Consider the following 22,596-nt stretch of genomic DNA (forward strand, 5'->3'; position numbering starts at 1 on the left):
ATCGCTTCACATTGGTCGGCAAAGCGACGTGTTCCCGCGAAGGCGGAAACCCAGTTAAGCCGTTTCATCTGCACCCCTGCCTTCGCAGGAACACGGCCTGCTGTTAGGCAGCTTGAATGATTCGCCCCCTGACGATCGCGGCCACCGCCATATTCCTGCTCACCGGCGCCGCCGCGCCTGCTCCACGCCGCATCGTGTCGCTCAACGTCTGCGCCGATCAATATCTGCTCGCGCTCGCCGATCCGAGGCAGATCGCCGCACTCAGCCGGTTTGCGCGCGACCCAGAACTGTCGGCGGCAGCGGCCAAGGCGCGCGGAATCCCTATCCTGCGCAGCGGGACCGAGGAGGTGCTGGCGATCCAGCCAGACCTGATCTTGGGTTTTCCCATCGGTCCCGGCATGGTGGCGGGCGCGCCGCCGGGGCGGTGGGCCACGCTGGGCCTCGCCAGCGCGGAAAGCTATCCCATGATCCTGGGCCAGATCCGTGCCGTCGCCCGCGCCATTGGCCATCCCGACCGGGGCGAAGCGCTGATCGCGCGGATGAACCGCGACCTTGCCGCCCTGCCCCACGCGAAGGGCAAGGGCGTCGCGGCCTATTATCAACGGCGCGGCTATATGACCGGCACCGGCACGCTGGTCGATGACTTGATGCGCCGCGTGGGCCTCACCAACCTTGCGGCGAAACTGGGCAAGGCCGCTTTGGCACAGGTGCCGCTGGAACAGATGGTCGCGGCCCGCCCCGACTGGCTGATCGTGGAAAGTGCCACCGACCGCGTGCAGGATCAGGGCACCGAAATGCTGCACCATCCCGCCCTGCGCGCCATCCCGCGCATCAGCCTGCCGCAAAGCTGGACCGTATGCGGCGGCCCCGCTTATGTGCAGGCCGCGCAGAGACTCACGGCCCGCCTGAACGGGCAAAGGTGAGGCGGCGGGCATCATGCCCGCCACCCCATGCACTGTGTCAGAAGCGGACACGCACGCCGCCAAAGGCCGACCGGCCGTAGGTTCCATAGCCATAGGCTGTGGCGTAGGTCTCATCGAACAGATTGTCGATGCGGCCGTAGATTTCCAGCCGCTCGCCAATCGGCAGCGACGCACGCACGCCGACCAGCGCATAGCCGTCCAGACGCCGCGTATTGGCCGCATTGTCGAAACTGTCGCCGACCATCGTGACCGTTGCTCCGGTGGACAGGCCGAAGGCCCAGACATAGTCCGCCGACATGCTGACCGCATTGGTCGCCCGCCGCGCCAGCCGGTTGCCGAAATTGGCCGATCCCGCCGACCGATCACGCGCATCGACATAGCTGTAGCTGCCCGTCACGGTCAGCGCATCCACCGGCTTCAGCGCCAGCGACGCTTCCACGCCCTTGGCGCGGGTGCGGTCGATATTGCCGTAGGTGAAGGTCGCATTGTCATAGTTGATCTGGTTGCGGGTGTGGCGCAGGAACGCGGTCACCGACAGGATCGCCCGTCCATCGTTCAGGCTCTGGTCGAAGCCGACATCATAGCTTTTCGACCGTTCGGGACGCAGCGCGCTATTGCCGCTGAAACTGTCGTAAAGTTGATAGAGCGAGGGTGCCTTGAACCCTTCGCCATAGCTCAAGCGCACATTGGTCGCGCCCGCATTGGGGCTATAGTTGGCGTTCGCGCCAAACGTGGTCGCGCCGCCGAACTGGCTATGATCGTCATGCCGCACGCCACCAGTGACGGCCAGCCCCGTGAACGGCTTGACGATGGCCAGCCCGTAGACGCTGTCGATATTCGCCTTGGCGCTATCGTTCGATCCGAAGCCAAAGAAATCATAGTCCGGCGCTTCATGCTCATAGCCGAACACCAGCTTGGCCTGATCCACCGGCGCATAGACGCCTTCATATTCGAACCGCAGGTTCGTGCCGGAATAGCCATAGTCCGGGTCGGTGCCGCGCACGAAATAATAATCGCGATCGTTACGCAGATAGGTAACGGCGGCCCGGTTGGTCAGCTTCCCATCCAGCAGTTTCAGGTTAATCCCGGCATAGCCGACATATTGGTCCAGCTTGCTGACATCGCTGCTGTCGGCGGGCGCGCCAAAGAAGCTGTCATAGTCGAGATCGCCATGGATATAGTATCCGCGCAGGTCGAGGCTCAGCGCATCGCTGAACGCCAGCGTCAGGCGGGCGTTGGTCGCGACATTTTCATAGCCGTCCTTTTCCGTGCCGCCCGCCGCCGACGAAATGCCGTCAGTGCGGAAATAGGCCGCGCCAATCCCGCCCGACGCGATGCCGCTGCTGCCCGACACATCCGCTTTGGCGCTCAACGTGTCGCTATAGCCATAGTCGATCGAAGCATTCGCGCCGAATCCGTCCACCGGCGTGCCGGTCATGATGTTGACCACGCCGCCAATCGCCTGGCTGCCATAGACGACCGAGTTCGATCCGCGCAGGATTTCGATCCGCCGGATATTGCCGGTCAGCAGATGGCCGAAATCATAGCCGTCGCCGATGCCGCTGGGGTCGTTGACCTTCACCCCGTCGATCAGCACCAGCGTCTGCGTCGTTTCCGCGCCGCGCAGCGATATGCCCGCCGCGCTGCCGGTCGATCCGGTGCGGTTGAACCGCACGCCCGGCGTCGTCGCCAGCAAGTCGATCACATCGACGCTCTGGCGCTTGGCGATCGTGTCCGCATCGATCACGGTGATGGCCTGCCCCACTTCGTCGCGCGGCTGGGCGATGCCCGATGCCGTCACCACGATATTGTCATCATCGCCAGCGACGACCTGCGCCAGCGCTGGTGTCGCCGCCAGCAAGGCTGCGAGCGAAATCCCCAATTTCATCATTATCCATATACCCCCGGCGTCCACGCGACTGGATGGCCAGGGCGTCCGCCGATCAAGGCGGTCGTCATGCAGGAACAGGGTGACGCCAGTCCCCCGCCACGCACGGCGATGCGGCCCGGCCGCATAGCGTCGCTCGACGGAAAACCACCGTGCCATGACCATCCCCTGGATCAGGGCAAGAGCGACCAAGCGCCGGCAGGTCTCCTGGCTCGCGGGTCACAGCAACGATGCACAGCCTTCCCGGATTACTCCAGTGGCCGGCGTCCTTTCAAAAGACGCCCGCGTGCATCGCGCTATCCGCTTACAGTTGCAGGGACAGCCACGGAATTGGGCGCTTTCACGCCCGCACCGCATTCCCGATTAAGCCCGTTGCCGGGCACCGGCGCGATCATATCGCAAGGGGAACAAGCCCCCCTCGCGTCGCGCTCCCTAGGGTAAAAGATGCAGGCTGCCAAGCAGTCCGCACATCATAGGCGGCGGCTGTGGCCGCGCAGCAACAAGGCGTCGGATCGCGCCAGCACGACCAGCGGCAATCCCGCCGCCGACGCCCGCTCCATCGCCAGCGCAGTGGGCGCGGAAATGGTGACGAGCAGCGGGCAATCGGCCAGCACCGCCTTTTCCACCAGTTCATAGGAACAGCGCGACGACAGCAGCGCGAAGCCGCCGTCCCAATCCGCGCCGGTTCGCGCCATCGCGCCGATCAGCTTGTCGAACGCATTGTGCCGCCCGACATCCTCCCGCGCCAGCCGGATCGTTCCGTCTGCACCGACCAATGCGGCCGCATGGACCGCGCCGGTCGCGGCGTTGAGGGGCTGATGATCGCGCAGGGACTCCAACGCCCGGAAGATCGCGGCCCTGTCAGCGCGCGATCGGGTCGTGACGGGGGGCAAGGGCCGGATCGCCTGTTCCAGATTTTCGATGCCGCACAGGCCGCAGGAACTGTCCGATGCGCGATGCCGCACCCGGTCGAGCAGCCCCGGTGTCCGGGTCGGCGGCAGGGTGGCGCGGGCGACGATGCCCTTATCGGTGGCATGGACATCGACGTCCAGCACGCCGTCGCCCGGCCCGATCAGCCGTTCCGACAGGCTGAACCCCTGTAGCAGATCGCCAATGTCGTCGGGCGTCGCCATCAGCACGGCATAGCCCACGCCATTATATTCGATCGCGACCGGCACTTCGCGCGCCAGTATCCGGGTTACGTCAACCGTATCGCCATCGGGGGTGAGCCGCAGGAAATCGACCCCGGCTTCATCGCTGCTTGGCATGTCTGCGGCACTGTCCATCCGCGCTGGGTAGCGGCTTGGGGCAAGCGGCTCAACCATAGCGATGCGTCATGTCGTCGCTTATGCAGAAGGACATGGGAACGCCGATGACCGATTCGCCGATATTGGGCGCCGTGCTGGCGGGGGGACGATCCTCCCGCTTCGGCAGTGACAAGGCAATGGCGTGTATGGGCGATGGTCGCACCCTGCTGGACCATGCCGTTGCGGGGCTTGTTCCGCATGTGGCCAGGGTCGTCATTTGCGGCAGACCGGGCGGCCTGCCCGATCGGCCTGCGCCGGATATGGGACCATTGGGTGGTCTTAATGCCGCGCTTCACCATGCACTGGCCCATGGCTTTGGCGGCGTGCTGACGACGGGGTGCGACATGCCGGTCTATCCTGCCAGCCTGCCCGCTGCGCTGGTCGGTCCTGAAGCGGCGATCCTGAAAGGGCAGCAACTGCTCGGCTGGTGGCCTGCGACCCTTGCCCCGGATCTCGACGCGCATCTGGCGGCGGACAATGTTCGATCCATCTACGGGTGGATCGACCGGATTGGCGCGCGGGTCGTGGAGATGCCGGGACTCGTTCTGCCCAACATCAACCGGCCCGAAGATTTGCGGATTTTTACGCCGCGATTTCCTGAGTGAGGACCACAGCTTTTGACGTTTCCGTCGCGGCGACGGCTTCGCCGATCAGCAGCAATGTCGGGTCTTCGTCGCTGATGGTCTGGACGAGGAAGGCGAGCGCAGACAGCTTGCCCCGGATCAGCCGTTCGTCGGGCAGGGAGACGTTGACCGCGACCATGACCGGCGTATCGGGGTCGCGGCCAGCAGCGATCAGGTTGCGGGCGATCTCGCTGGCGGCGGCGCGGCCCATATAGATGCCGATCGTCCCGCCGGGCCGGGCGAGCGCGTCCCAGTCCAGCCTGAGCGGCTCGCCAGCCTTAAGGTGCGCGGTCACCAGCGTCAGGCCGCGTGCCTTGCCGCGCAGGGTCAGCGAGGCGTGGCCGCTGGCGGCTGCGGCGCTGGCGGTGGTGATGCCGGGGCAGATGCGCACGCGCACGCCTGCGTCGCCCAGATGCGCCATTTCTTCAGCCGACCGCCCGAATATCGAAGGGTCGCCGCCCTTCAGGCGCACGACCCGCTGGCCCGTCCGTGCGGCGGCGAGCAGCAGGTCGTTGATGCTTTCCTGCACCTTGCTGTGCCGCCCGGATCGCTTGCCAACGCTCACCCGTTCGACGTCAGCGGGGATCAGGTCCAGCACGCCCGGCCCGACCAGCGCATCGTAGAAGATGATGTCCGCCGCGCCGATCAGCTTTTCCGCTTTGCGCGTCAGCAGGTCGGGGTCGCCCGGTCCGGCCCCCACCAGCCAGACGTCGCCCGGTGCGATCAGGTCATTGTGCGACGGCATGCACTGCCTCCTGCGATAAGCCATTGATAATGTTTGCAATTGCCGGTCGACACGACCCGCAGTTGGTGCCCGCGCCCAGCGCCGCGCCGACGGCGGGGACATCGACCAGCCGCTGGTCACGAATGGCGGCGACGATCTGATTGAGGCCGATGTCGAAACAGACGCAGACGACCGCGCCCTTGTCCGGTTGATTCCCCGGTCCCCGCGCGGCCAGCACGGATGCGCCCACGCCCGCCAGCGCCAGTTGTCCGATCAGCCAGTCGCGGCCCGGCAAGACCCCGCTGCGGGTGACAATCAGCACGCCTGCCAGCTTTCCATCGCGGATGATCGCCACGCGGCGCGTGCCGCGCATCGCGTCGATCGCCTCGACCCGTTCGCCCCTGGGCAGGCACGCCTCCAGCCGGGCGGGATCGCCATTGCCCGCGACCTCGATCAATGCGCCGCCCGGCACGGTGATCCGCGTTGACCACAGGCATGGCACCCGCACCGGATCGGTGCCGCGCAGGATCAGAAAGCCCTTCCATTCGGTCATGACCTTTTCGACCCGCACGGGCGTGGATTTGAAGCCCGGCTGGCCCGAATGGGGATCAACCAGCGGCCGGGGCAGCAGGCCGGTGCGCCCACCGCTCGATTGCTGATCGGTCCAGTGGATCGGCGTGAAGATTTCGCCGGGGCGCTGGCCGTTTTCGATATGAACCCGAAACAGGCTGTCGCCCTGCGGCGTTGCCACCCGCGCCAGATCGCCATCGACCAGACCCAGCGCTCCGGCGTCGCTTTCATGCATTTCCACCAGCGGCTCTTCGCGATGGCGCGCCAGTTTCGGCGACAGGCCGGTGCGCGTCATCGTGTGCCACTGGTCGCGATAGCGCCCGGTGTTGAGCGTCATCGGCCAGTCCTTGAGCGGACCCTGCACATCCATCTGGCCGACCCGCACCAGCCGCGCCCTGCCGTCCGCCGTGGGGAAACGGCCATCGGCGAAGACGGTCCCGCCCCAGCGGAACGGTTCCATCGCGTCATAGGCTTCATTACCGATCGCGGCCTGCGCACGCAGGTTGAGCAAGCGCGCCCCGTCATTCTGATAGGCGGTCAGGCGCGCATGTTCGCGCCAGATGTCGGCGGGCCGGTCGTAGGTAAAGGCACTTTTCCACCCCATCCGCCGCGCGACCTGCGTGACGATCCACCAGTCGGGTTTGGCTTCACCGGGCAGCGGGAGCAGCGCGCGCTGGCGGCTGATCGTGCGGTCGCTGTTGGTGACGGTGCCGTCTTTCTCCCCCCATGCGGCGGCGGGCAAGCGGACATGGGCGTGGACGCTGGTGTCGGTGGTGGCCATGACGTCGGAGACGACGACAAAGGGGCAGCTTTCCAGCGCTTCGCGCACGCGCCCGGCGGCGGGCAGCGAAACGGCGGGATTGGTGGCCATCACCCACAAAGCCTTGATCCGCCCCTCGCCAATCTGGCGGAACAGGTCGACGGCCTTGAGGCCCGGTCTGGTCGCCATATTCGGCGCGGCCCAGAAGCGCCCGACCCGCGCGACGTTTTCGGGCGCGAAGTCCATATGCGCGGCCAGCGTCGTCGCCAGCCCGCCGACTTCGCGCCCGCCCATCGCATTGGGCTGTCCCGTGATCGAAAAGGGCGCGGCCCCCGGCTTGCCGATGCGGCCCGTCGCCAGATGGACGTTGATGATCGCATTGACCTGATCGGTGCCACGGATAGACTGGTTGATGCCCTGACTGAACATCGTCACCGTGCGCGGGGTCGCGGCGAACAGTTCGTAAAATTGCTGGAGCAAGGCGGGCGGCAGGTCGCATGCCTTGGCCGTCGTCCACAAGTCATGGCCTGCGCCGATATGTTTCCAGAAGCCGTCGGGGGCATGGACGTGGTGCGCCAGAAAATCGGCGTCGAGCAGTCCGGCCTGCGCGACCCATGCGAGCAGGCCGTTCATCAACGCCACGTCGCTGCCGGGGCGCAGCGGCAGGTGCAGGTCCGCCCCTTCGCAGGTTTCGGTGCGGCGCGGGTCGATGACGACCAGCTTCGTACCGCGCGCGGCGCGCGCCGCCTGTATCCGCTGATAGACGATGGGGTGGCACCAGGCGGTGTTCGACCCGACCAGCACGATCAGGTCCGCCACGTCCAGATCATCATAGCTGGCGGGCACGATGTCTTCGCCAAAGGCGCGATTGTGGCCCGCCACCGCGCTGGACATGCACAGGCGCGAATTGGTGTCGATATTGGCCGAACCGATGAAGCCCTTCATCAGTTTGTTGGCGACATAATAATCCTCGGTCAGCAACTGGCCCGAGACATAGAAGGCCACGCTGTCCGGCCCATGGCGCGCGATCGTGTCGGCAAAACGTTTGCCCACCAGATCCAGCGCCTTGTCCCATCCGGCGCGTTTGTCGCCGATCATGGGATGGAGCAGCCGCCCCTCCAGTCCCACGGTTTCGCCCAGATGCGTGCCCTTGGAACAGAGGCGTCCGGCGTTCGCGGGATGAAGGGCGTCGCCAGTGATGGTCACGGAGCGTGGGCCGGTGGGGGTTGCGGAGATGCCGCAACCCACGCCGCAATAGGCGCAGGTAGTGCGGATGCTTTCCACCATTTACCCCTCCCCTTCAGGGGAGGGGACGGGGGTGGGGGCGCGCCGCAAACGCTGCGCTGGTAGGATAGCCCCCACCCCAACCCCTCCCCTGAAGGAGAGGGGCTTATGTTGGCACGCCCTCACGCCGCCGCCTTTTCAGCCACTGGCCGGGCGATCAGGATACGGCCATCCTCCTGCCGCACCGCGATCGTCGGGGTGCAGCCTGAGTCCGCGCCCTGCGCTTCGCCCGTTTTGAGCGCGATGGTCCAGTTGTGCAGGGGACAGGCGACGCTGTGGCCGTGGACGATGCCCTGGCTCAGCGGGCCTTTCTTGTGCGGACATTCGTTGACCAGCGCGAAGACATGATCGTCGCCGGTGCGGAAGACGGCGATTTCCTTTTCGCCGCCGGTCCGCACGGTGCGCGCGCCGCGTTGCGGGATATCGGCCAGCGTGCCGATGTCGATCCAGTCGGTCATGTGGCTCACTCCGCAGCTATGGCGATGGGTTGAAGATGGTCGTGCAACTGGGCATGGGCGCCCGCCGCGCGCTGCGCCCACGGGTCGTCCTGGCTGAAGCTCTGCGAATAGAGGAAGCGCGCCCGCAGCGCCTCGCGCCCTTCAGCGTCCGCCACGATCCGGCTCCTGATATAATCGATGCCGACCCGCTCTATCCATGGCGCGGTGCGTTCGAGATAGCGGGCTTCTTCCCGGTATAGCTGGGTGAAAGCGGCGCAATAATCCATCGCCTCCTGCTCGGTCCCGACCTTGCACAGCAGGTCGGTGACGCGGACATGGATGCCGCCATTGCCGCCGACATGCAGTTCATAGCCGGAGTCCACGCACACGACGCCGAAATCCTTGATCGTGGCTTCGGCGCAGTTGCGGGGACAGCCCGACACGGCGATCTTGAACTTGTGGGGCATCCATGACCCCCAAGTCATCCGCTCAGTCCTGACGCCAAGGCCGGTGCTATCCTGCGTGCCAAACCGGCACCATTCATTGCCGACGCAGGTCTTTACCGTGCGCAGCGATTTGCCATAGGCGTGGCCCGATACCATTCCGGCAGCGTTGAGGTCGGCCCAGACGGCGGGCAGATCTTCCTTCCGGATGCCGAAAATGTCGAGCCGCTGGCCGCCCGTGACCTTCACCATCGGCGCGTCATATTTTTCCACGACATCGGCGATCGCGCGCAGTTCGCGGGGGTTGGTGAGGCCGCCCCACATGCGCGGGACGACCGAATAGGTGCCGTCCTTCTGGATATTGGCGTGCATGCGTTCGTTGACGAAGCGGCTCTGCTGGTCATCGATATAAACGCCGGGCAGCGCGCACAGCAGATAGTAATTGAGCGCGGGGCGGCAAGAGGAACAGCCATCGGGCGTGGTCCAGTGCAGTTTCTGCATGACTTCGGGGATGGCGCGCATGTCCTGCGCGACAATTTCGCGCCGCACATCGTCATGGCCAAAGCTGGTGCATTTGCACATGGTCTTGGGGCCGGATTGCACGTCGTCGCCGAGGGTCACGGCCAGCAGATTTTCGACCAATCCCGTGCAACTGCCGCAGCTGGCCGATGCCTTGCACCCTGCGCGCACCGCGTCCAGGCTGCATGCGCCCGCTTCGATGCAGGCAACGACCTGGCCCTTGGAAACGCCGTTGCAGCCGCAAATCTCGGCATCGTCCGAGAGCGCCGCAACGGCCGCCTTAGGGTCCAGCGCGCCTCCTCCAGAGGCGAAGGCCTGGCCAAAGATCAGCAGGTCGCGCATGTCGGCGACGCTTTCGCCCTTTTTGAGCAGGTCGAAATACCAGCCGCCATCGGCGGTGTCGCCGTAGAGGACCGCGCCTACGACGCGATCGTCCTTCACGACGACGCGCTTGTAGACGCCGCGTGCCGCATCGCGCAGGACGATGTCCTCGCACCCTTGCCCGCCCGAAAAATCCCCGGCGGAAAAGACGTCCAGCCCTGCGACCTTGAGCTTGGTGGAGGTGACGGAGCCTTTGTAACCAGTATGCCGGTCGGTCAGGCCGTCGGCCAGACTGCGGCACATGTCCCAGAGCGGCGCGACGAGGCCATAGACATTGCCGTCATGTTCGACACATTCGCCGACCGCCAGCACGTCGGGGTCGCTGGTGACCATATGGTCGTCCACCCTGATCCCGCGCCCGACGTCCAGCCCGGCTTCGCGGGCCAGCGCGACGCTGGGGCGAATGCCGACGGCCATGACGACCAGACTGGCGGGGATGGTGCGCCCGTCCTTCAGGCGCACGCCCTCGACCCTGCCGTCCCCGTAGATTTCGGCGGTGTCCGCGCCGGTCAGGATGGTCTGGCCGCGTGCCTCCAGCGCGCTTTTGAGCAGCCAGGCCGCCGCTTCGTCCAGTTGCCGCTCCATCAGCGTAGGCATGATGTGCAACACCGTCACCTTCATGCCGCGCAGGGTCAGGCCATGGGCAGCCTCCAGCCCCAGCAGACCGCCGCCGATGACGACGGCGTCGCCGCCTTTACCGGCTGCGTCCAGCATCGCGTCGACATCGTGCATGTCGCGGAAGCTGACGACGCCGGGCAGATCCTTGCCGGGAACGGGGATGATAAAGGGGTCTGATCCGGTGGCGATCAGCAGCTTTTCATAATGGACCCTATGGCCGCTGCGCGCGGTGACGCTTTTTGTCGCGCGGTCGATCGCGGTGACGGGGTCGGAGACGACAAGCGTGATGCCGTTGTCGTCATACCATTGCGGCGCGTTAATGACGATCTGATCGAACGTCTTTTCGCCCGCCAGCACCGGGGAAAGCATGATGCGGTTATAGTTTACATGCGGTTCCGCGCCGAAAATCGTGACGCGATAGCGCCCGGCGTCGCGGGCCAGCAGTTCCTCCACCGCGCGGCACCCGGCCATGCCGTTGCCCACGACGACCAGATGTTCGCGCACATCGTCCGATGGCATCAGCAGCGCGTCTTCGCTGGCCTCCACCGGTTCGATCCCGATCTGCAATTCCATGTGCCTACCCTTTCGGACAACAAAAAAGCCGCCATCCTGACCCCCGGTTCACAACCGGAAGTCAGGATGGCGGCTTTGCCATCATATGCGCCGCGCCGGTTCGTCCGTGAACCGGTCTGGCTATGAAACAAGGGGACATCCTTGTCCTCTTGCAGTGCAGCATATGCCGATTCGCCATGCCGCTCAAGCGATAAGTGTCGGGCGGCGAGAATGGTCCCCGCCGCCCGTTTGCGTCAGATGCGCGCGCCGCTCGTCCAGCTTGTGCGCCACCGGCCCTTGACCATGGCGAGCGTCGCCAGAGCGAGGATCGACAGGCCCGCAAAGATCAGGAAGCCGGAAGAAAAACTGCCGGTCATCTGCTTGGCGAGGCCGAGCGAACTGGCAAGGTAGAAGCCGCCGATGCCGCCCGCCATGCCGACAAGGCCGGTCATGATGCCGATCTCAGCCGCGAAACGCTGCGGCACCAGTTGGAATACCGATCCGTTGCCGGTGCCCAGCGCCAGCATGGCCAGCACGAATAAACCAAGCGCGCCCGGCAGGGTGGTGGCGTAGGCAACCCCGGCCAACGCCAGCGCGGCGACGACATAGACCATCATCAGCGTGCGTACGCCGCCGATCCGGTCGGCCAGCGCCCCGCCCAGCGGCCGCACCAGCGATCCGGCGAACACGCAGCCCGCCGTGCAATAGCCCGCGACGACCGGGGTCAGGCCGAACTGGTCGGTGAAGTAGATCGGCAGGCTGGCCGCCAGCCCGACGAAACCGCCGAAGGTGACGGCGTAGAAGGCCATCAACAGCCATGCGTCCGCCTGTTTCAGCGGTTCGAAATAATCGACCAGCTTCTTGGGTGCGGGGGCGTTGGGCGCGTCCTTTGCCATGATCATATAGGCCAGGAACACGATCGACAGCGGGATGCAGGCGAGGCCCAGCACTGCGTTCCAGCCGAACAGCTTGGCCAGACCCGGCGCGAACAATGCCGCCAGCACCGTGCCCGAATTACCCATGCCAGCAAGACCCATGGCCTTGCCCTGATGTTCGGGGGGATACCAGCGGCTGGCCAGCGGCAGCGCGATCGCGAAGCTGGCCCCGGCAAAGCCCAATATGACGCCCAGCGCCAGCGTGCCGCCGAAACTGTCGATGCCCAGCATCCATGCGGCGAACAGGCCCGCGATAACGATCAACTGGCTGATTGCGCCGGACAATTTCGGGCCGATCCGGTCCACCAGAAGGCCGTTGACGACACGCAGCAGCGCGCCTGCCAGCGTCGGCGTCGCGACCATCAGCCCCTTTTCCGCCGGGGTCAGGGCCAGCGTCTTGGCAATCATGGGTGCCAGCGGCCCCAGCAATACCCACACCATGAAGGCAAGGTCGAAATAGAGAAAAGCGGCGATCAAGGTCGGTTTGTGGCCGGCCTTCCAAAAGCTGGTCGTGGGCGCGGCCGATCCGGCCTCCCCATCGCGATCCCAATAAGCTGTAGCCATGCGACGTCCCCCAATAAACGGAAAATGGACACGAAAAAAGCCGCAGGCCGGACGTTACCCATGCGGTAAATCCGGTCAGCGGCTTTGCTGCGAAATGTGGTGAGGACGGCAATCCCACCCTTGGGACGACGCATCCAGATCAGCGCGCCTCGATGCGCGACGCCACTATCATCCCGCAATATGCATCATGTTGCAAGGCACAATTTTTGGGGACTCAATCCCCTGCCCCGTCATCCCAGCGCAGGCTGGGATCCCTCTTTCTTTTCAAAACGCTAGGTCCGAAGACAAAAGAGACCCCAGCCTGCGCTGGGATGACGAGGGAAGTCAATCAGCGCGTCGGCGCAAATCCGGCAAGAAATTCATCGATTCGTTCAGGGTCGAATATTCGCCCGTCGAAGAAACGATCCGGCCCCAGCGTCAGTTCGCCCCGGCGCGATCCGACCGCCAGCGGCAGGCTGACTGCCCCCTCCACCTTCATGCTGGCGCCCGGCATCGGCAGATCGCTGTCGGCCAGCGCGCGTCGGAAGATGTCGGGACGGAACACTGCGCCTGCGCGCGCCTGCGTCGCGGGATCATGGGCGACCATGTTCCAGCGCACGAGCTGCGAATAGATCCAGAGCGCCTGGCTGCGCCATGGGAAGGGGGTGGCTTCGCGCGCAAACAGCATGAAGTCGGGATGCGGCACCGCCCCTTCGCCCGCCCGCGCGATGATGCAGCCCGACAGCGCGCGCGCGATCAGGTCGGCGGGTTGATCGACATAGGCGGGGCGCGACAAAAGCTCCGCCAGATCACCATGGTTGGCCGGATCGTCGCACCACGCCGCCGCCCGCGCCAATGCGCGCAGCAGCCGATCGACCGTGTCGGGGTTCTCCTCCATCCACGCTTCCCGGAACGTCAGCACTTTTTCCACGCCGCGCCGCCAGATCCGCTCGCCGATCGCCACAGCTTCGGCCAGCCCCGCCTCCACCGCCGCGCTGCCCCATGGTTCGCCCGCGATGAAGCCGTCAACCTCGCCCGCCTGCATCGCCTCCACCGTCAGCGAGGGTGGCAGCACGCGCAGCACCACGTCGCGGTCGGGGTCCACGCCCGCACTCGCCAGCCAATAGCGCAGCATGATGGCGTGGCTGGAAAAGCGATGGACGACGCCGATCACGGGCTTGCGCCGCCACAGACCGATCGCGGCGGCAAAATCGTGCGCGGTGCCCAGCGGATCGGCCAGCCGCCGCGCCACGTCGGGGTCCAGCGCCCTGGCGAAATCGCGCCCCATCACCAGCATATTGCCGTTGACGTTGAGCTTATAGGGCGCGGCCAGCGACGCGGCCTGCTGGCTAAGCCCCAGCGTCACCGCGACCGCCAGCGGCGCAAGCATGTGCGCGCCCTGCACCTGCCCGAACAGCAGCCGGTCGCGCAGCGTCGCCCAACTGGTCGTGCGGACGAGGTCGAGGGCAATCCCCTCCCCCTCCGCAAAGCCCCGCTCGCGCGCTGCCACCAGCACGGCGGCGTCGGTCAGCGGCAGGAATGCGATGCGCAGGGTCGTCGTCATAATCCTCCTCCCAGCAGATCGCTGGCGGTAATCAGCGCCTGACCCACTTCAACGATCTTCTTGCCCTGATTCATGGCAGCGGACCGCAGCAGCGCATAGGCATCCTGCTCCGACAGGCCGCGCTGGTTCATCAGGATCGCCTTGGCCTTGTCGATGATCTTGCGGTCGGACAGTGCGGTGCGCGCCTCGTCCAGTTCGGCCTGTATGCGCGCAAAGGCGTTGAAACGGCGCACCGCCAATTCCAGCACCGGGCGCACCCGTTCCTTGCGCAGGCCGTCCACGACATAGGCGGATACGCCCGCATCGATCGCCGCGCCGATCATCGCCTCGTCCGACTGGTCCACGAACATCGCGATGGGACGGGCGAGCGCGCGGCTGACCGTCAGCATTTCCTCCAGCGTGTCGCGGCTGGGGCTGCCCAGATCCATCAGCACGACGTCGGGCGCCATGCGTTCGAGCCGCGCGACGAAGGCGCCACGCGGCGGCACGATATGAATGTCGTCATAGCCCGCCTCGCGCAGTCCTTCCTCCAGGACGCTTGCGCGCAGACCACTGTCATCAATGATGACGATTCGCATGATGTCCCGCCTTTTCGCGCTCTAGGTGGCGGGGATGCACGATGGCGTCCAGTGCCAAAGCAACTTGCACCCGTAACGATCCTATTCCTATGGTCGCATGTCGTCGGCGTGCGCGCGGATGCGCAATCGACCGGCGGGATCGCGCCGGGCATGGCGCTGGTCAAGGAACGCAGCAAGAAGCGGGAGCCGCGATCGTCGGGGGCAAGTTGTATATGATGACGTTCGACGCGCCGCGCCTTGCCCGCTTGCCGTCTACGCGCGCCATCGCACCCGATCCGCCATAGGCGCGTGCGTCAATGCGCGGCGGACGTGTCCACAGGCCCGGTCGGTCGGGGGGCCAGCCACACCAGAGTGGAGGCCAGGAACAACACCAGCGCCGATATGAAAAAGATATGATCGACCGCGATCGCGATCGCTTCCTGTTCGACAAGGTTGGAGATCGTCTGCCGCGCCTGTTCGAAGGAAAAGCCCGACGCGCTCAACTGCGCCTGCACATCAGCCGGTTGCAGCACGCCGACCAGTTCGTTGCGCGACACGCGCTGCGAATCGCTCCACCCGGTCAGCACCAGCGACGTCGCGATCGCGATGGCCATGGTTCGCAGAAAATTCTGCAGGCCCGCGGCCGAGGCGGTCTCGTGGGGCAATACCGACCCCAATGTGATCGTCGTCAACGGAATCATGAAGAAGGGCATGGCAAAGCCCTGGACGAACTGCGGCGCGGCCATGCTCCAGAAATCAATGCCGCTGGTCCAGTGCGCGCGCCACAGCGCCATCAGGCCCAGCCAGAAGACCGCGCCGGAAATCATCAGGCGCGGATCGACCTTGCCCGTGATGCGCGCTGCGACGGGCGCGGCCATCAAGGCGGCTATGGCGGTAAAAGCCGTCACGATCCCCGCCCATGTCGCAGTATAGCCCTGCGATATCTGTAGCCATTGGGGGATGATGACGATGCCCGCGAAATAGGCGCCGAAACAGAGCGCGAGCGTGAAGACGCCTGACGTAAAACCAATGTGGCGGAACACGCGCAGATCGACGACCGGATGCTCCTCCGTCAATTCCCAGATGATGAAGGCAATGAAGCCGATCCCCGCCAGTACCGCCAGAATGACGATCAGCGGGTCGTTGAACCAGTCATGATCGCGCCCGATGTCCAGCATGATCTGAAGACAGCCGATCCAGAATACCAGCAGGAACAAGCCCATCTTGTCGATCGGCACCTGCGCCGTTTCCGTTTCCGCCGGGCGGAGCAGCGCTTGGGCGGCGAACACGCACAGGACCGCGATCGGCAGGTTGATGAAGAAGATCCAGTGCCAGCTCCAATTGTCGCTGATATAGCCGCCGATGATCGGTCCCATCGCCGGTCCCAGCAATGTCGTCATCGCCCACAGGCCCATGGCTCTGGCCCGCTTGTCGGGCGGAAAGACACGCATCATCAGCGTCTGCGACATCGGCATGATCGGCCCGCCGCAAATACCCTGCCCCACGCGGCACGCCACCAGCATGGTCAGCGTCATCGACAGACCGCACAACAGCGAGAAGATGCCAAAACCCACCATCGCCAGCGTGAACACGCGCACGACGCCGAACCGTTGCGCCAGCCAGCCGGTGAGCGGCACGCAAATCGCCTCCGCCACCGCATAGGATGTGATGATCCACGTCCCCTGATCGGCCGAGATGCCCAGATTGCCCGCGATATGCGGCACCGACACGTTGGCGATGGTCAGGTCGAGCACGACCATGAAATTGCTGAGCGCCAGCACCAGCCCCGCCAGCGTCCGGCGGCGGGGCGAAATCCTCGAATAGATGCTGTCTTCGGCGCTCATGGTCGTGGCGCTCCTATCGGTCCGAAAGGTCGACCTCGACCTCCATGGACAGGCCCACGCGCAGCGGATGGGCGGCCAGTTCCCTGGGGTCCAGCGCGATGCGCAGCGGCACGCGCTGCACCACCTTGATCCAGTTGCCGGTCGCATTCTGTGCGGGGATCAGCGACATGGACGACCCGGTGCCACCAGCAAAGCCGACGATATGGCCATGATAGACGACGTCGCTGCCATAGAGGTCGGACGTGACCTTGGCCGGCATGCCGACCTTGACCCCGCGCAACTGCCGTTCCTTGAAATTGGCGTCGACATAGACCTGGGCAAGCGGAACGATGGTCATGATCGGGCTGCCCTGCGCGACGCGCTGGCCCACCTGCACCTGACGCTTGGTGACGACGCCGTCGATCGGCGCGCGGATGATCGTGCGGTCAAGGTCGAGGCGCGCGGCGTCCAGTTTCGCCTGCGCGGCCATCACCGCCGGATCGGTCCCGACATTGGCCCCGCGCACCAGCGCATCGTTCGCCGCCAGCTGGCCGGTCGCTGCGCTGCGTGTTGCCTGCGCCATGGTCACGCCTGCACGCGCCAGATCCAGCGCGGCGCGCGCGGCGGCGAACGCCTTGCGCGCGCTGGTCACTTCATCACCCGACACGGCGCCGTCGGATACCAGCGCTTCACGCCGGGACAGATCGACCCGCGCCTTGTCGTAATCGGCCTGCGCGCTGGCCATCTGGGCACGCGCCTGCACGATGTCCGCGCCGCGCGCATCGACCTGCGCCGACAGGGCGTCGCTGGTCGCGGCAGTCTGACGGAACTTGCGCTGCGCGGCGGCCAGGTCCGCCTCCGCCTGCGCCACGGCGATGCGGGCGTTGGTCGGGTCCAGCTTGACGAGGATGTCGCCGCGCTTCACCGCCTGCGTGTCCGTCACCAGCACATCGACCGCCTGCGCGGACAGGAGCGGCGTCACCTGCGCCATGTCAGCGTTTACATAGGCATTATCGGTGCCGACATGGTTGCGCCCGATCAGCAGATACCAGACGGCCCAGACGACGACCAGCACGACCACCGCGATTGCCAGCCGTGTCAGCCACTTCTTGCGCCTGGCGGCATTGCCCGCTTTCTTCGACTGGTCGGCGGGTGTGGTTTCGGAAACGGCATCAGCCATGCGCACGGTCCTTGGCAGGGGTCGCGCTGACGGCATAGCCGCCGCCCAGCGCGCGAATGAGGGCTATGTCGAGGGAGAAGGCGTTGGCTTCCAGTGCGGACACCGCACGACGGGCCGCCAGCAACTGGTCCTCGACATTCAATACGTCATTATAGGGGGACAGGCCCCCTTCGTAGCGTTTGCGCGCCACGCCATAGGCCTCCTGCGACGCGGTAAACGCAGCGCGGGCATCGACCAGCCTTTCATCGAGCGCGCGACGGCTGGTCACCGCATCGGCAACCTCCTGATAGGCACCCAGTACGGCCTTGTCATAAGTCGCGACCGCTTCGTCATAGGTCGCGCGCGCACCGCGATATTGGCCCGACAGCGCCCCGCCATGGAAGATCGGCAGGCTGATCGCTGGCCCTGCATTGCCGAACAGCGAATCCTTGTCGAACAGGTTGTTGACGAACGGCTGGGGCGATCCATTGGACACGCCGTTGGCGAACACCGTATTATAGCCCAGCGATTGCAGGCCGATCAGCGCGCTCAGCCGCACCGCCGGAAAGAAGTCAGCGCGCGCGACCTTGATCCGCCGGGCCGCGACTTCCGTCCGGGCCAGCGCGGCGGCGATGTCGGGGCGGCGCGCGACCAGATTGGTGGTCACGTCTGCGGGCAGGCCCAAAGGCGTCAGCTTACCCGGTTGCGGCGGCGTGATCGCCAGACCACGATCCGGCCCGGCCCCGATCAGCGCAGCAATCTGATGCCGCCGCAGGTCGATCGCGACACGCGCGCCTGCCAGTTGTGCCTTGGCGCTCGACACGGTGGCGTCCGCCTGCCGCACGCCGCCGCGCGTTTCCAGCCCGTTGGCGCGCCGCTCTGCCACCAGTTTCTGGCTGGCGATGCGAATATCGAGCGTGCGCTGCTGAATATCCGCCTCGTCATACAGACGCGCCAGATCGGCATAGGCGTCGGCGATGCCGGTCGTCAGCGCCAGCCGCGCCTGCTGCCCGTCCAGTTCGACCGCGCGCGCCTGCGACGTCGCGGCTGCCAGCGCGGCGCGGTTCTTGCCCCACAGGTCCAGGTCGAAATTCAGATCGAGCGCACCCCGGCCTGTTCCCAACCAGCCCTGCGGCACAAATTCCTTGGGCAGGCCCATATTATAGCTTTGCTTGGTCACGCCCGCATTGGTGTTCAGATCGACCGAGGGCAGCAGCGCCGCGCCCGATTGCTGCGCGACCGCCTGCGCCGCGCGGAACCGGGCGGCGGCGATCGCCATGTCCGGCGCGCTGCGCAGGCCTTCCTCGATCAGGGCGGTGAGTTGCGGGTCGCCATAGGCGGTCCACCAATCGTCCGCTGGCCAGGCGGAGGGCGACGCGGCCAGGCTTTGCGCCGCATCGATGCTCTGCGCGCTGCGGACCTGCGGCTGCGGCCCCAGATCGGGAACCGATGCGCAGCCTGCCAACAGCGATGCCAATGCCGCCGCGATCGACGCGCGGGAAGGAAAGGCCATACGACTCACCGTCCTTAAAAACCGTACCAGCTGGTATGAAAATCGCCTTTGCCGCCGCTACCGGCTCTTGTCAACCAAATAACCATACTATATGGTACGATTTTATGACGTCGGTTGAAACATCTTTTCCTCCCAGCAAAAGGGAAGCGCGACGGCAGGATCGGCGCGATACTATCTTGACCGTGGCACAGGCCTATTTTCTCGATCATGGTTATGCCGGAACCAGCATGTCCGGCATCGCTGCTGCGCTTGGCGGGTCAAAGGGCACGTTGTGGAATCACTTTCCCTCGAAGGCAGAATTGTTCGCTGCCGTGCTGGATCGGGTGGCGACCCTGTATCGCGCACGCCTGTCGCAAATCCTCGATCCCGACGCCGAACTGGCCCCCACGCTCAGGCGCGCCTGCCGCAGCGTCGTCGAAAAGATGACATCGCCCGAAGCGATCGCCCTTCATCGGCTCATCATTTCAGAAAGCGGCCGATTTCCTGAACTCAGCACCATTTTCTTCGATCTGGCGCCTAAAAATACCCGTATCCTGCTGGCCGATTTCCTGGACAGCGCAATGAGCCGGGGCCAGTTGCGGCGGGCCGACACGCTGGAGGCGGCACGCGTGATAATCGCGATTGCAATGTCAGGCACGCACCATCGCCTGTTGATGGGCGAGTTGGCCCGGACTTCGCCCAGCCAGATTGACGCCGACGCCAATCTGGCGGTCGATATCTTCCTGCGCGCCTATGCGCCAGTGGCGACGCCCTGATTTTGCCGGGGCGAGGCAGCGTTAACCATTTATTCGGGCCGCGTGCCTAGTCTTCGACCTCTGTCACAAAGGTCGACCCATGCCGTTCTTCAAGCGCAATCATCGCCGTCTTCCCGACAATGCGCCGGACATGATCCGGTCGCCGCGCCGCCTGCGCGTGCTGCTGATCGATGAAAATCCTACCGCGCGCGCTGTGGTCGCCCGTCGCCTGTCGCATCTGGGCTATGATGTCGCGCTGGCCGAACATGGTTTTGCCGCGATCAACCTGCTCGTCACGCATCCGGTCGATGTCATCCTGATCGACATGGCGCTGACCATGTTGCCCGCGATCGCGACGATGCAGAAGATCCGCGCCACCAATCTTGGCGGGACCGCCTGCTTCGTGATGCTGACGGGCCGGTTGGACAGCCGCTCCACGGTGGAGGCGCTGGCCGCCGGGGCCGACGATCATGTGGTCAAACCGTTCGATTTCGACGTGCTGGACGTGCGCCTGCGCCATCTGTGCCAGCGTGCGGAAACGCTGGGCGCGCTGGCCCGCCACAATGCCGAACTGGATGCCCGCATCGCCCGGCGTGCCGTGGAACTGGGCGAAACGCGCGAAACCCTGCGCGAATTACAGGTCGATCGCGCGCGGCTCGTTTCCTCGATCCAGGCGCTGCATGACGAAGTCGAACGGCTGAGCGCCGCACGCAACTAAGGCGTCACCCAGAGCGATAGCCCCTCGCACGGGTTCTGCGGAGGGGCATCCGCCACGATCCGCACCGCATCGGCCCGCGCCCGGTCGAGGATCGCGCCGCCAACCGAGGACGGGTGATAGACCCGGTCCGCCTCCCCCAACAGCCGCGCCGCGCGGAGCGTGAGGTCATCGGGATCGTTCGACAGCAGCGTGATGATTTCCAGCCGCGACGCCGCAGCCTCCCCGCTACCTCCCAGCCAGTCCGGCACACGCGCAGCCGCATCGCCGCGCATCGGGTCGATTGGCCCGCCGGGGGCCAGACCAGCGTCGATGCCCCGCCGCCGCGCGCCCGCATCGGGCCATCGCACGCGGATCGCGGATCGCGCATCCGATAGCGCACTCGCCAGCGCGCCCAGTCCCGCCGGGAACAGCGCCTCCAGCCTTTGCCGCAACGCCTTGGCAAGGCCCGCCGACGCGCCGCCCGTGCCGATCGCGATCAGCACCGGATCGCGATCGACGATGGCGGGCAGGGTGAAATCGCACAGGTCGGGATTGTCGGTGGCGTTGACCAGCACGCCGCGCGCGCGCAGCCGCTGCGTCGTCGCGGCGTCGCCGTCAGACACGATGGCGATGCGCGCCTGCATGTCGTCCTCGCCCACGATCAGCGCGCCTGCACGCTCCAGCAGGCGGCGCTTGGCGTCCGCCGCCTCACCCTCACCCGTCAGGATGACCGCCCGCCCCTGCAACCGCAAAAAGACCGGCAGGCTGTGCATCAGTCGGTGAGCCAGTCGGGAATGCTATCGCCCGCGATCAGCGCCTCGACTGGCGGACGCGCGCGCACGACCGCCCATCTGTCGCCCGTCACCAGCACTTCGGGGGTGAGCGGACGGCTGTTATAGGTGCCAGCCATCGTCGCGCCATAGGCACCGGCCGTCATGAAGGCGACGAGATCGCCTGCCTGCACCACGTCCATGTCCCGGTTCATCGCGAAGGTGTCGCCGGTTTCGCATACTGGTCCCACCACATTGGCCGCAGCCCGATCGCCCGATGGCGCGACGGCGCGAATGTCATGCCATGCGTCGTAGAGGCTGGGGCGCAGCAGGTCGTTCATCGCCGCGTCCACGATGACGAAGGGCGCCTTGGCCCCCTGCTTCACGCGGACGACGCGCGACAGCAGCACGCCTGCATTGCCCACGATCACCCGGCCCGGTTCGAACATCAGGCGCACCGGCCAATCCTGCGTCACGCGGCACACCATCGCGCCATAGTCGGCGGGGCTGGGGGGCAGTGGCTGGGACGGGTCATAAGGCACGCCAAGGCCACCGCCCAGATCGGCGGTGCGAATGTCATGGCCCGCGTCGCGCAGCGCCACGATCAACGCGCCGACCTTCACGAACGCCGCCTCCAGCGGGGCCAGGTCGGTCAACTGGCTGCCAATGTGAACGGCGACACCCTGCACGTCGAGGCCGGGCAGCGCGCGCGCGGCGGCATAGGATTCGATCGCCCGGTCATAGGGGATGCCGAACTTGTTTTCCGACTTGCCGGTCGAAATCTTGGCATGAGTGCCAGCGTCCACGTCCGGGTTGATGCGATAGGCGACGGGCGCGCGCCTGCCCATCGCCATGGCGACCGCGCTCAGCATCTCGGCTTCCGGTTCGCTTTCCAGATTGAACTGGAAAATGCCCTGTTCGATTCCGAGGCGCATTTCCGCTTCCGTCTTGCCGACGCCGGAAAAGACGATGCGGTCGGCCGGGATGCCCGCCGCCACCGCGCGCAGCAATTCGCCGCCCGATACGACATCCGCGCCCAGCCCGAGCTTCGCCAGCGTCGCCAGCACGGCGGCATTGGGATTAGACTTCACCGCAAAAGCGATCAGCGGGTTATCGAGCGCCGCCAGCCCCGCGCGGAACACGCCGACATGGCGTTCCAGCGTCGCGGTCGAATAGATATAGACCGGCGTGCCGACCGCATCGGCGATCGCCGCCATCGGCACCTGCTCCACCTGCATGGCGCCGTCCACATAGTCGAAATGGTCCAAAGTC

Annotated in this window: 19 protein-coding genes and 1 riboswitch; of the genes, 5 read left to right on the forward strand and 14 right to left on the reverse strand. The window is 65.7% G+C overall.

The genetic code is table 11. The annotated features are described in order from the left end of the window. Positions 1–116 precede the first annotated feature (116 nt). Complete coding sequence (locus WA070_RS07960; RefSeq protein ID WP_422633558.1) at positions 117–923, forward strand: ABC transporter substrate-binding protein; 807 nt, start codon at positions 117–119, stop codon at positions 921–923. A gap of 37 nt (positions 924–960) precedes the next feature. Here WA070_RS07960 and WA070_RS07965 read toward each other — a convergent pair whose 3' ends face one another. After that, a complete protein-coding gene (locus tag WA070_RS07965; protein ID WP_422633598.1) occupies positions 961–2,814 on the reverse strand; it encodes a TonB-dependent receptor plug domain-containing protein in 1,854 nt (617 codons plus the stop codon). Between the two features lie 177 nt (positions 2,815–2,991). After that, positions 2,992–3,213, reverse strand: a riboswitch (cobalamin riboswitch). Between the two features lie 68 nt (positions 3,214–3,281). Then, positions 3,282–4,079, reverse strand: coding sequence for a formate dehydrogenase accessory sulfurtransferase FdhD (fdhD, locus tag WA070_RS07970; protein ID WP_422633559.1), 798 nt, complete (start codon positions 4,077–4,079; stop codon positions 3,282–3,284). A 104-nt stretch (positions 4,080–4,183) separates the two neighbouring features. Between fdhD and mobA the strand changes: the two genes are divergently transcribed. Continuing rightward, on the forward strand, positions 4,184–4,723 hold the full coding sequence (mobA, locus tag WA070_RS07975) for a molybdenum cofactor guanylyltransferase (protein WP_422633560.1): 540 nt from the start codon (positions 4,184–4,186) through the stop codon (positions 4,721–4,723). On the opposite strand, the gene cobA is transcribed toward mobA, so the two are convergent. The 7 genes from cobA to WA070_RS08010 form a co-directional block, all read right to left on the reverse strand. Beyond that, a complete protein-coding gene (gene cobA / locus WA070_RS07980) occupies positions 4,701–5,486 on the reverse strand; it encodes a uroporphyrinogen-III C-methyltransferase (RefSeq protein ID WP_422633561.1) in 786 nt (261 codons plus the stop codon). The genes mobA and cobA overlap by 23 nt on opposite strands. Continuing rightward, complete coding sequence (locus tag WA070_RS07985) at positions 5,470–8,082, reverse strand: molybdopterin-dependent oxidoreductase (RefSeq protein WP_422633562.1); 2,613 nt, start codon at positions 8,080–8,082, stop codon at positions 5,470–5,472. The genes cobA and WA070_RS07985 overlap by 17 nt, the downstream gene beginning before the upstream one ends. Positions 8,083–8,201: 119 nt before the next feature. Further along, a complete protein-coding gene (gene nirD, locus WA070_RS07990; protein WP_422633599.1) occupies positions 8,202–8,537 on the reverse strand; it encodes a nitrite reductase small subunit NirD in 336 nt (111 codons plus the stop codon). Positions 8,538–8,542: 5 nt separating this feature from the next. After that, positions 8,543–11,050: a nitrite reductase large subunit NirB gene (gene nirB / locus WA070_RS07995; protein ID WP_422633563.1), complete on the reverse strand. Its 2,508-nt coding sequence runs from the start codon at positions 11,048–11,050 to the stop codon at positions 8,543–8,545. A 233-nt stretch (positions 11,051–11,283) separates the two neighbouring features. Beyond that, positions 11,284–12,528: a nitrate/nitrite transporter gene (locus WA070_RS08000; RefSeq protein ID WP_422633564.1), complete on the reverse strand. Its 1,245-nt coding sequence runs from the start codon at positions 12,526–12,528 to the stop codon at positions 11,284–11,286. A gap of 328 nt (positions 12,529–12,856) precedes the next feature. After that, on the reverse strand, positions 12,857–14,071 hold the full coding sequence (locus WA070_RS08005; protein ID WP_422633565.1) for an ABC transporter substrate-binding protein: 1,215 nt from the start codon (positions 14,069–14,071) through the stop codon (positions 12,857–12,859). Further along, on the reverse strand, positions 14,068–14,649 hold the full coding sequence (locus WA070_RS08010) for an ANTAR domain-containing response regulator (protein WP_422633566.1): 582 nt from the start codon (positions 14,647–14,649) through the stop codon (positions 14,068–14,070). The genes WA070_RS08005 and WA070_RS08010 overlap by 4 nt, the downstream gene beginning before the upstream one ends. A gap of 51 nt (positions 14,650–14,700) precedes the next feature. Here WA070_RS08010 and WA070_RS08015 point away from each other — a divergent pair, with 51 nt between their 5' ends. Then, on the forward strand, positions 14,701–14,865 hold the full coding sequence (locus WA070_RS08015; RefSeq protein ID WP_422633567.1) for a hypothetical protein: 165 nt from the start codon (positions 14,701–14,703) through the stop codon (positions 14,863–14,865). A 77-nt stretch (positions 14,866–14,942) separates the two neighbouring features. Here WA070_RS08015 and WA070_RS08020 read toward each other — a convergent pair whose 3' ends face one another. From WA070_RS08020 to WA070_RS08030, 3 genes are read right to left on the reverse strand one after another with little or no spacing between them, the layout of a single operon-like run. Next, positions 14,943–16,472: a DHA2 family efflux MFS transporter permease subunit gene (locus WA070_RS08020; RefSeq protein WP_422633568.1), complete on the reverse strand. Its 1,530-nt coding sequence runs from the start codon at positions 16,470–16,472 to the stop codon at positions 14,943–14,945. A gap of 13 nt (positions 16,473–16,485) precedes the next feature. Further along, the gene (locus WA070_RS08025) at positions 16,486–17,631 is read right to left on the reverse strand and encodes an EmrA/EmrK family multidrug efflux transporter periplasmic adaptor subunit (RefSeq protein ID WP_422633569.1); all 1,146 of its coding nucleotides are present in this window, start codon (positions 17,629–17,631) and stop codon (positions 16,486–16,488) included. Next, positions 17,624–19,123, reverse strand: a complete 1,500-nt coding sequence (locus tag WA070_RS08030; protein WP_422633570.1) for an efflux transporter outer membrane subunit — start codon at positions 19,121–19,123, stop codon at positions 17,624–17,626. The genes WA070_RS08025 and WA070_RS08030 overlap by 8 nt, the downstream gene beginning before the upstream one ends. 104 nt (positions 19,124–19,227) lie before the next feature. Here WA070_RS08030 and WA070_RS08035 point away from each other — a divergent pair, with 104 nt between their 5' ends. Beyond that, positions 19,228–19,878, forward strand: a complete 651-nt coding sequence (locus WA070_RS08035; protein WP_422633571.1) for a TetR/AcrR family transcriptional regulator — start codon at positions 19,228–19,230, stop codon at positions 19,876–19,878. Between the two features lie 79 nt (positions 19,879–19,957). Next, entirely contained in the window at positions 19,958–20,575 is a 618-nt protein-coding gene (locus WA070_RS08040; protein WP_422633572.1) for a response regulator transcription factor, read from the forward strand. On the opposite strand, the gene WA070_RS08045 is transcribed toward WA070_RS08040, so the two are convergent. Both WA070_RS08045 and lysA read right to left on the reverse strand, forming a co-directional pair. Then, a complete protein-coding gene (locus WA070_RS08045) occupies positions 20,572–21,327 on the reverse strand; it encodes a siroheme synthase (RefSeq protein ID WP_422633573.1) in 756 nt (251 codons plus the stop codon). The genes WA070_RS08040 and WA070_RS08045 overlap by 4 nt on opposite strands. Continuing rightward, positions 21,327–22,592 carry a diaminopimelate decarboxylase gene (gene lysA / locus WA070_RS08050; RefSeq protein ID WP_422633574.1) on the reverse strand — a complete coding sequence of 422 codons (1,266 nt, stop codon included), beginning with the start codon at positions 22,590–22,592 and terminating at the stop codon, positions 21,327–21,329. Before lysA ends, WA070_RS08045 begins: the two co-directional genes overlap by 1 nt. Positions 22,593–22,596: the final 4 nt, after the last annotated feature.

The organism is Sphingobium sp. (assembly GCF_049304695.1).
In the GTDB taxonomy this organism is placed as follows: domain Bacteria; phylum Pseudomonadota; class Alphaproteobacteria; order Sphingomonadales; family Sphingomonadaceae; genus Sphingobium.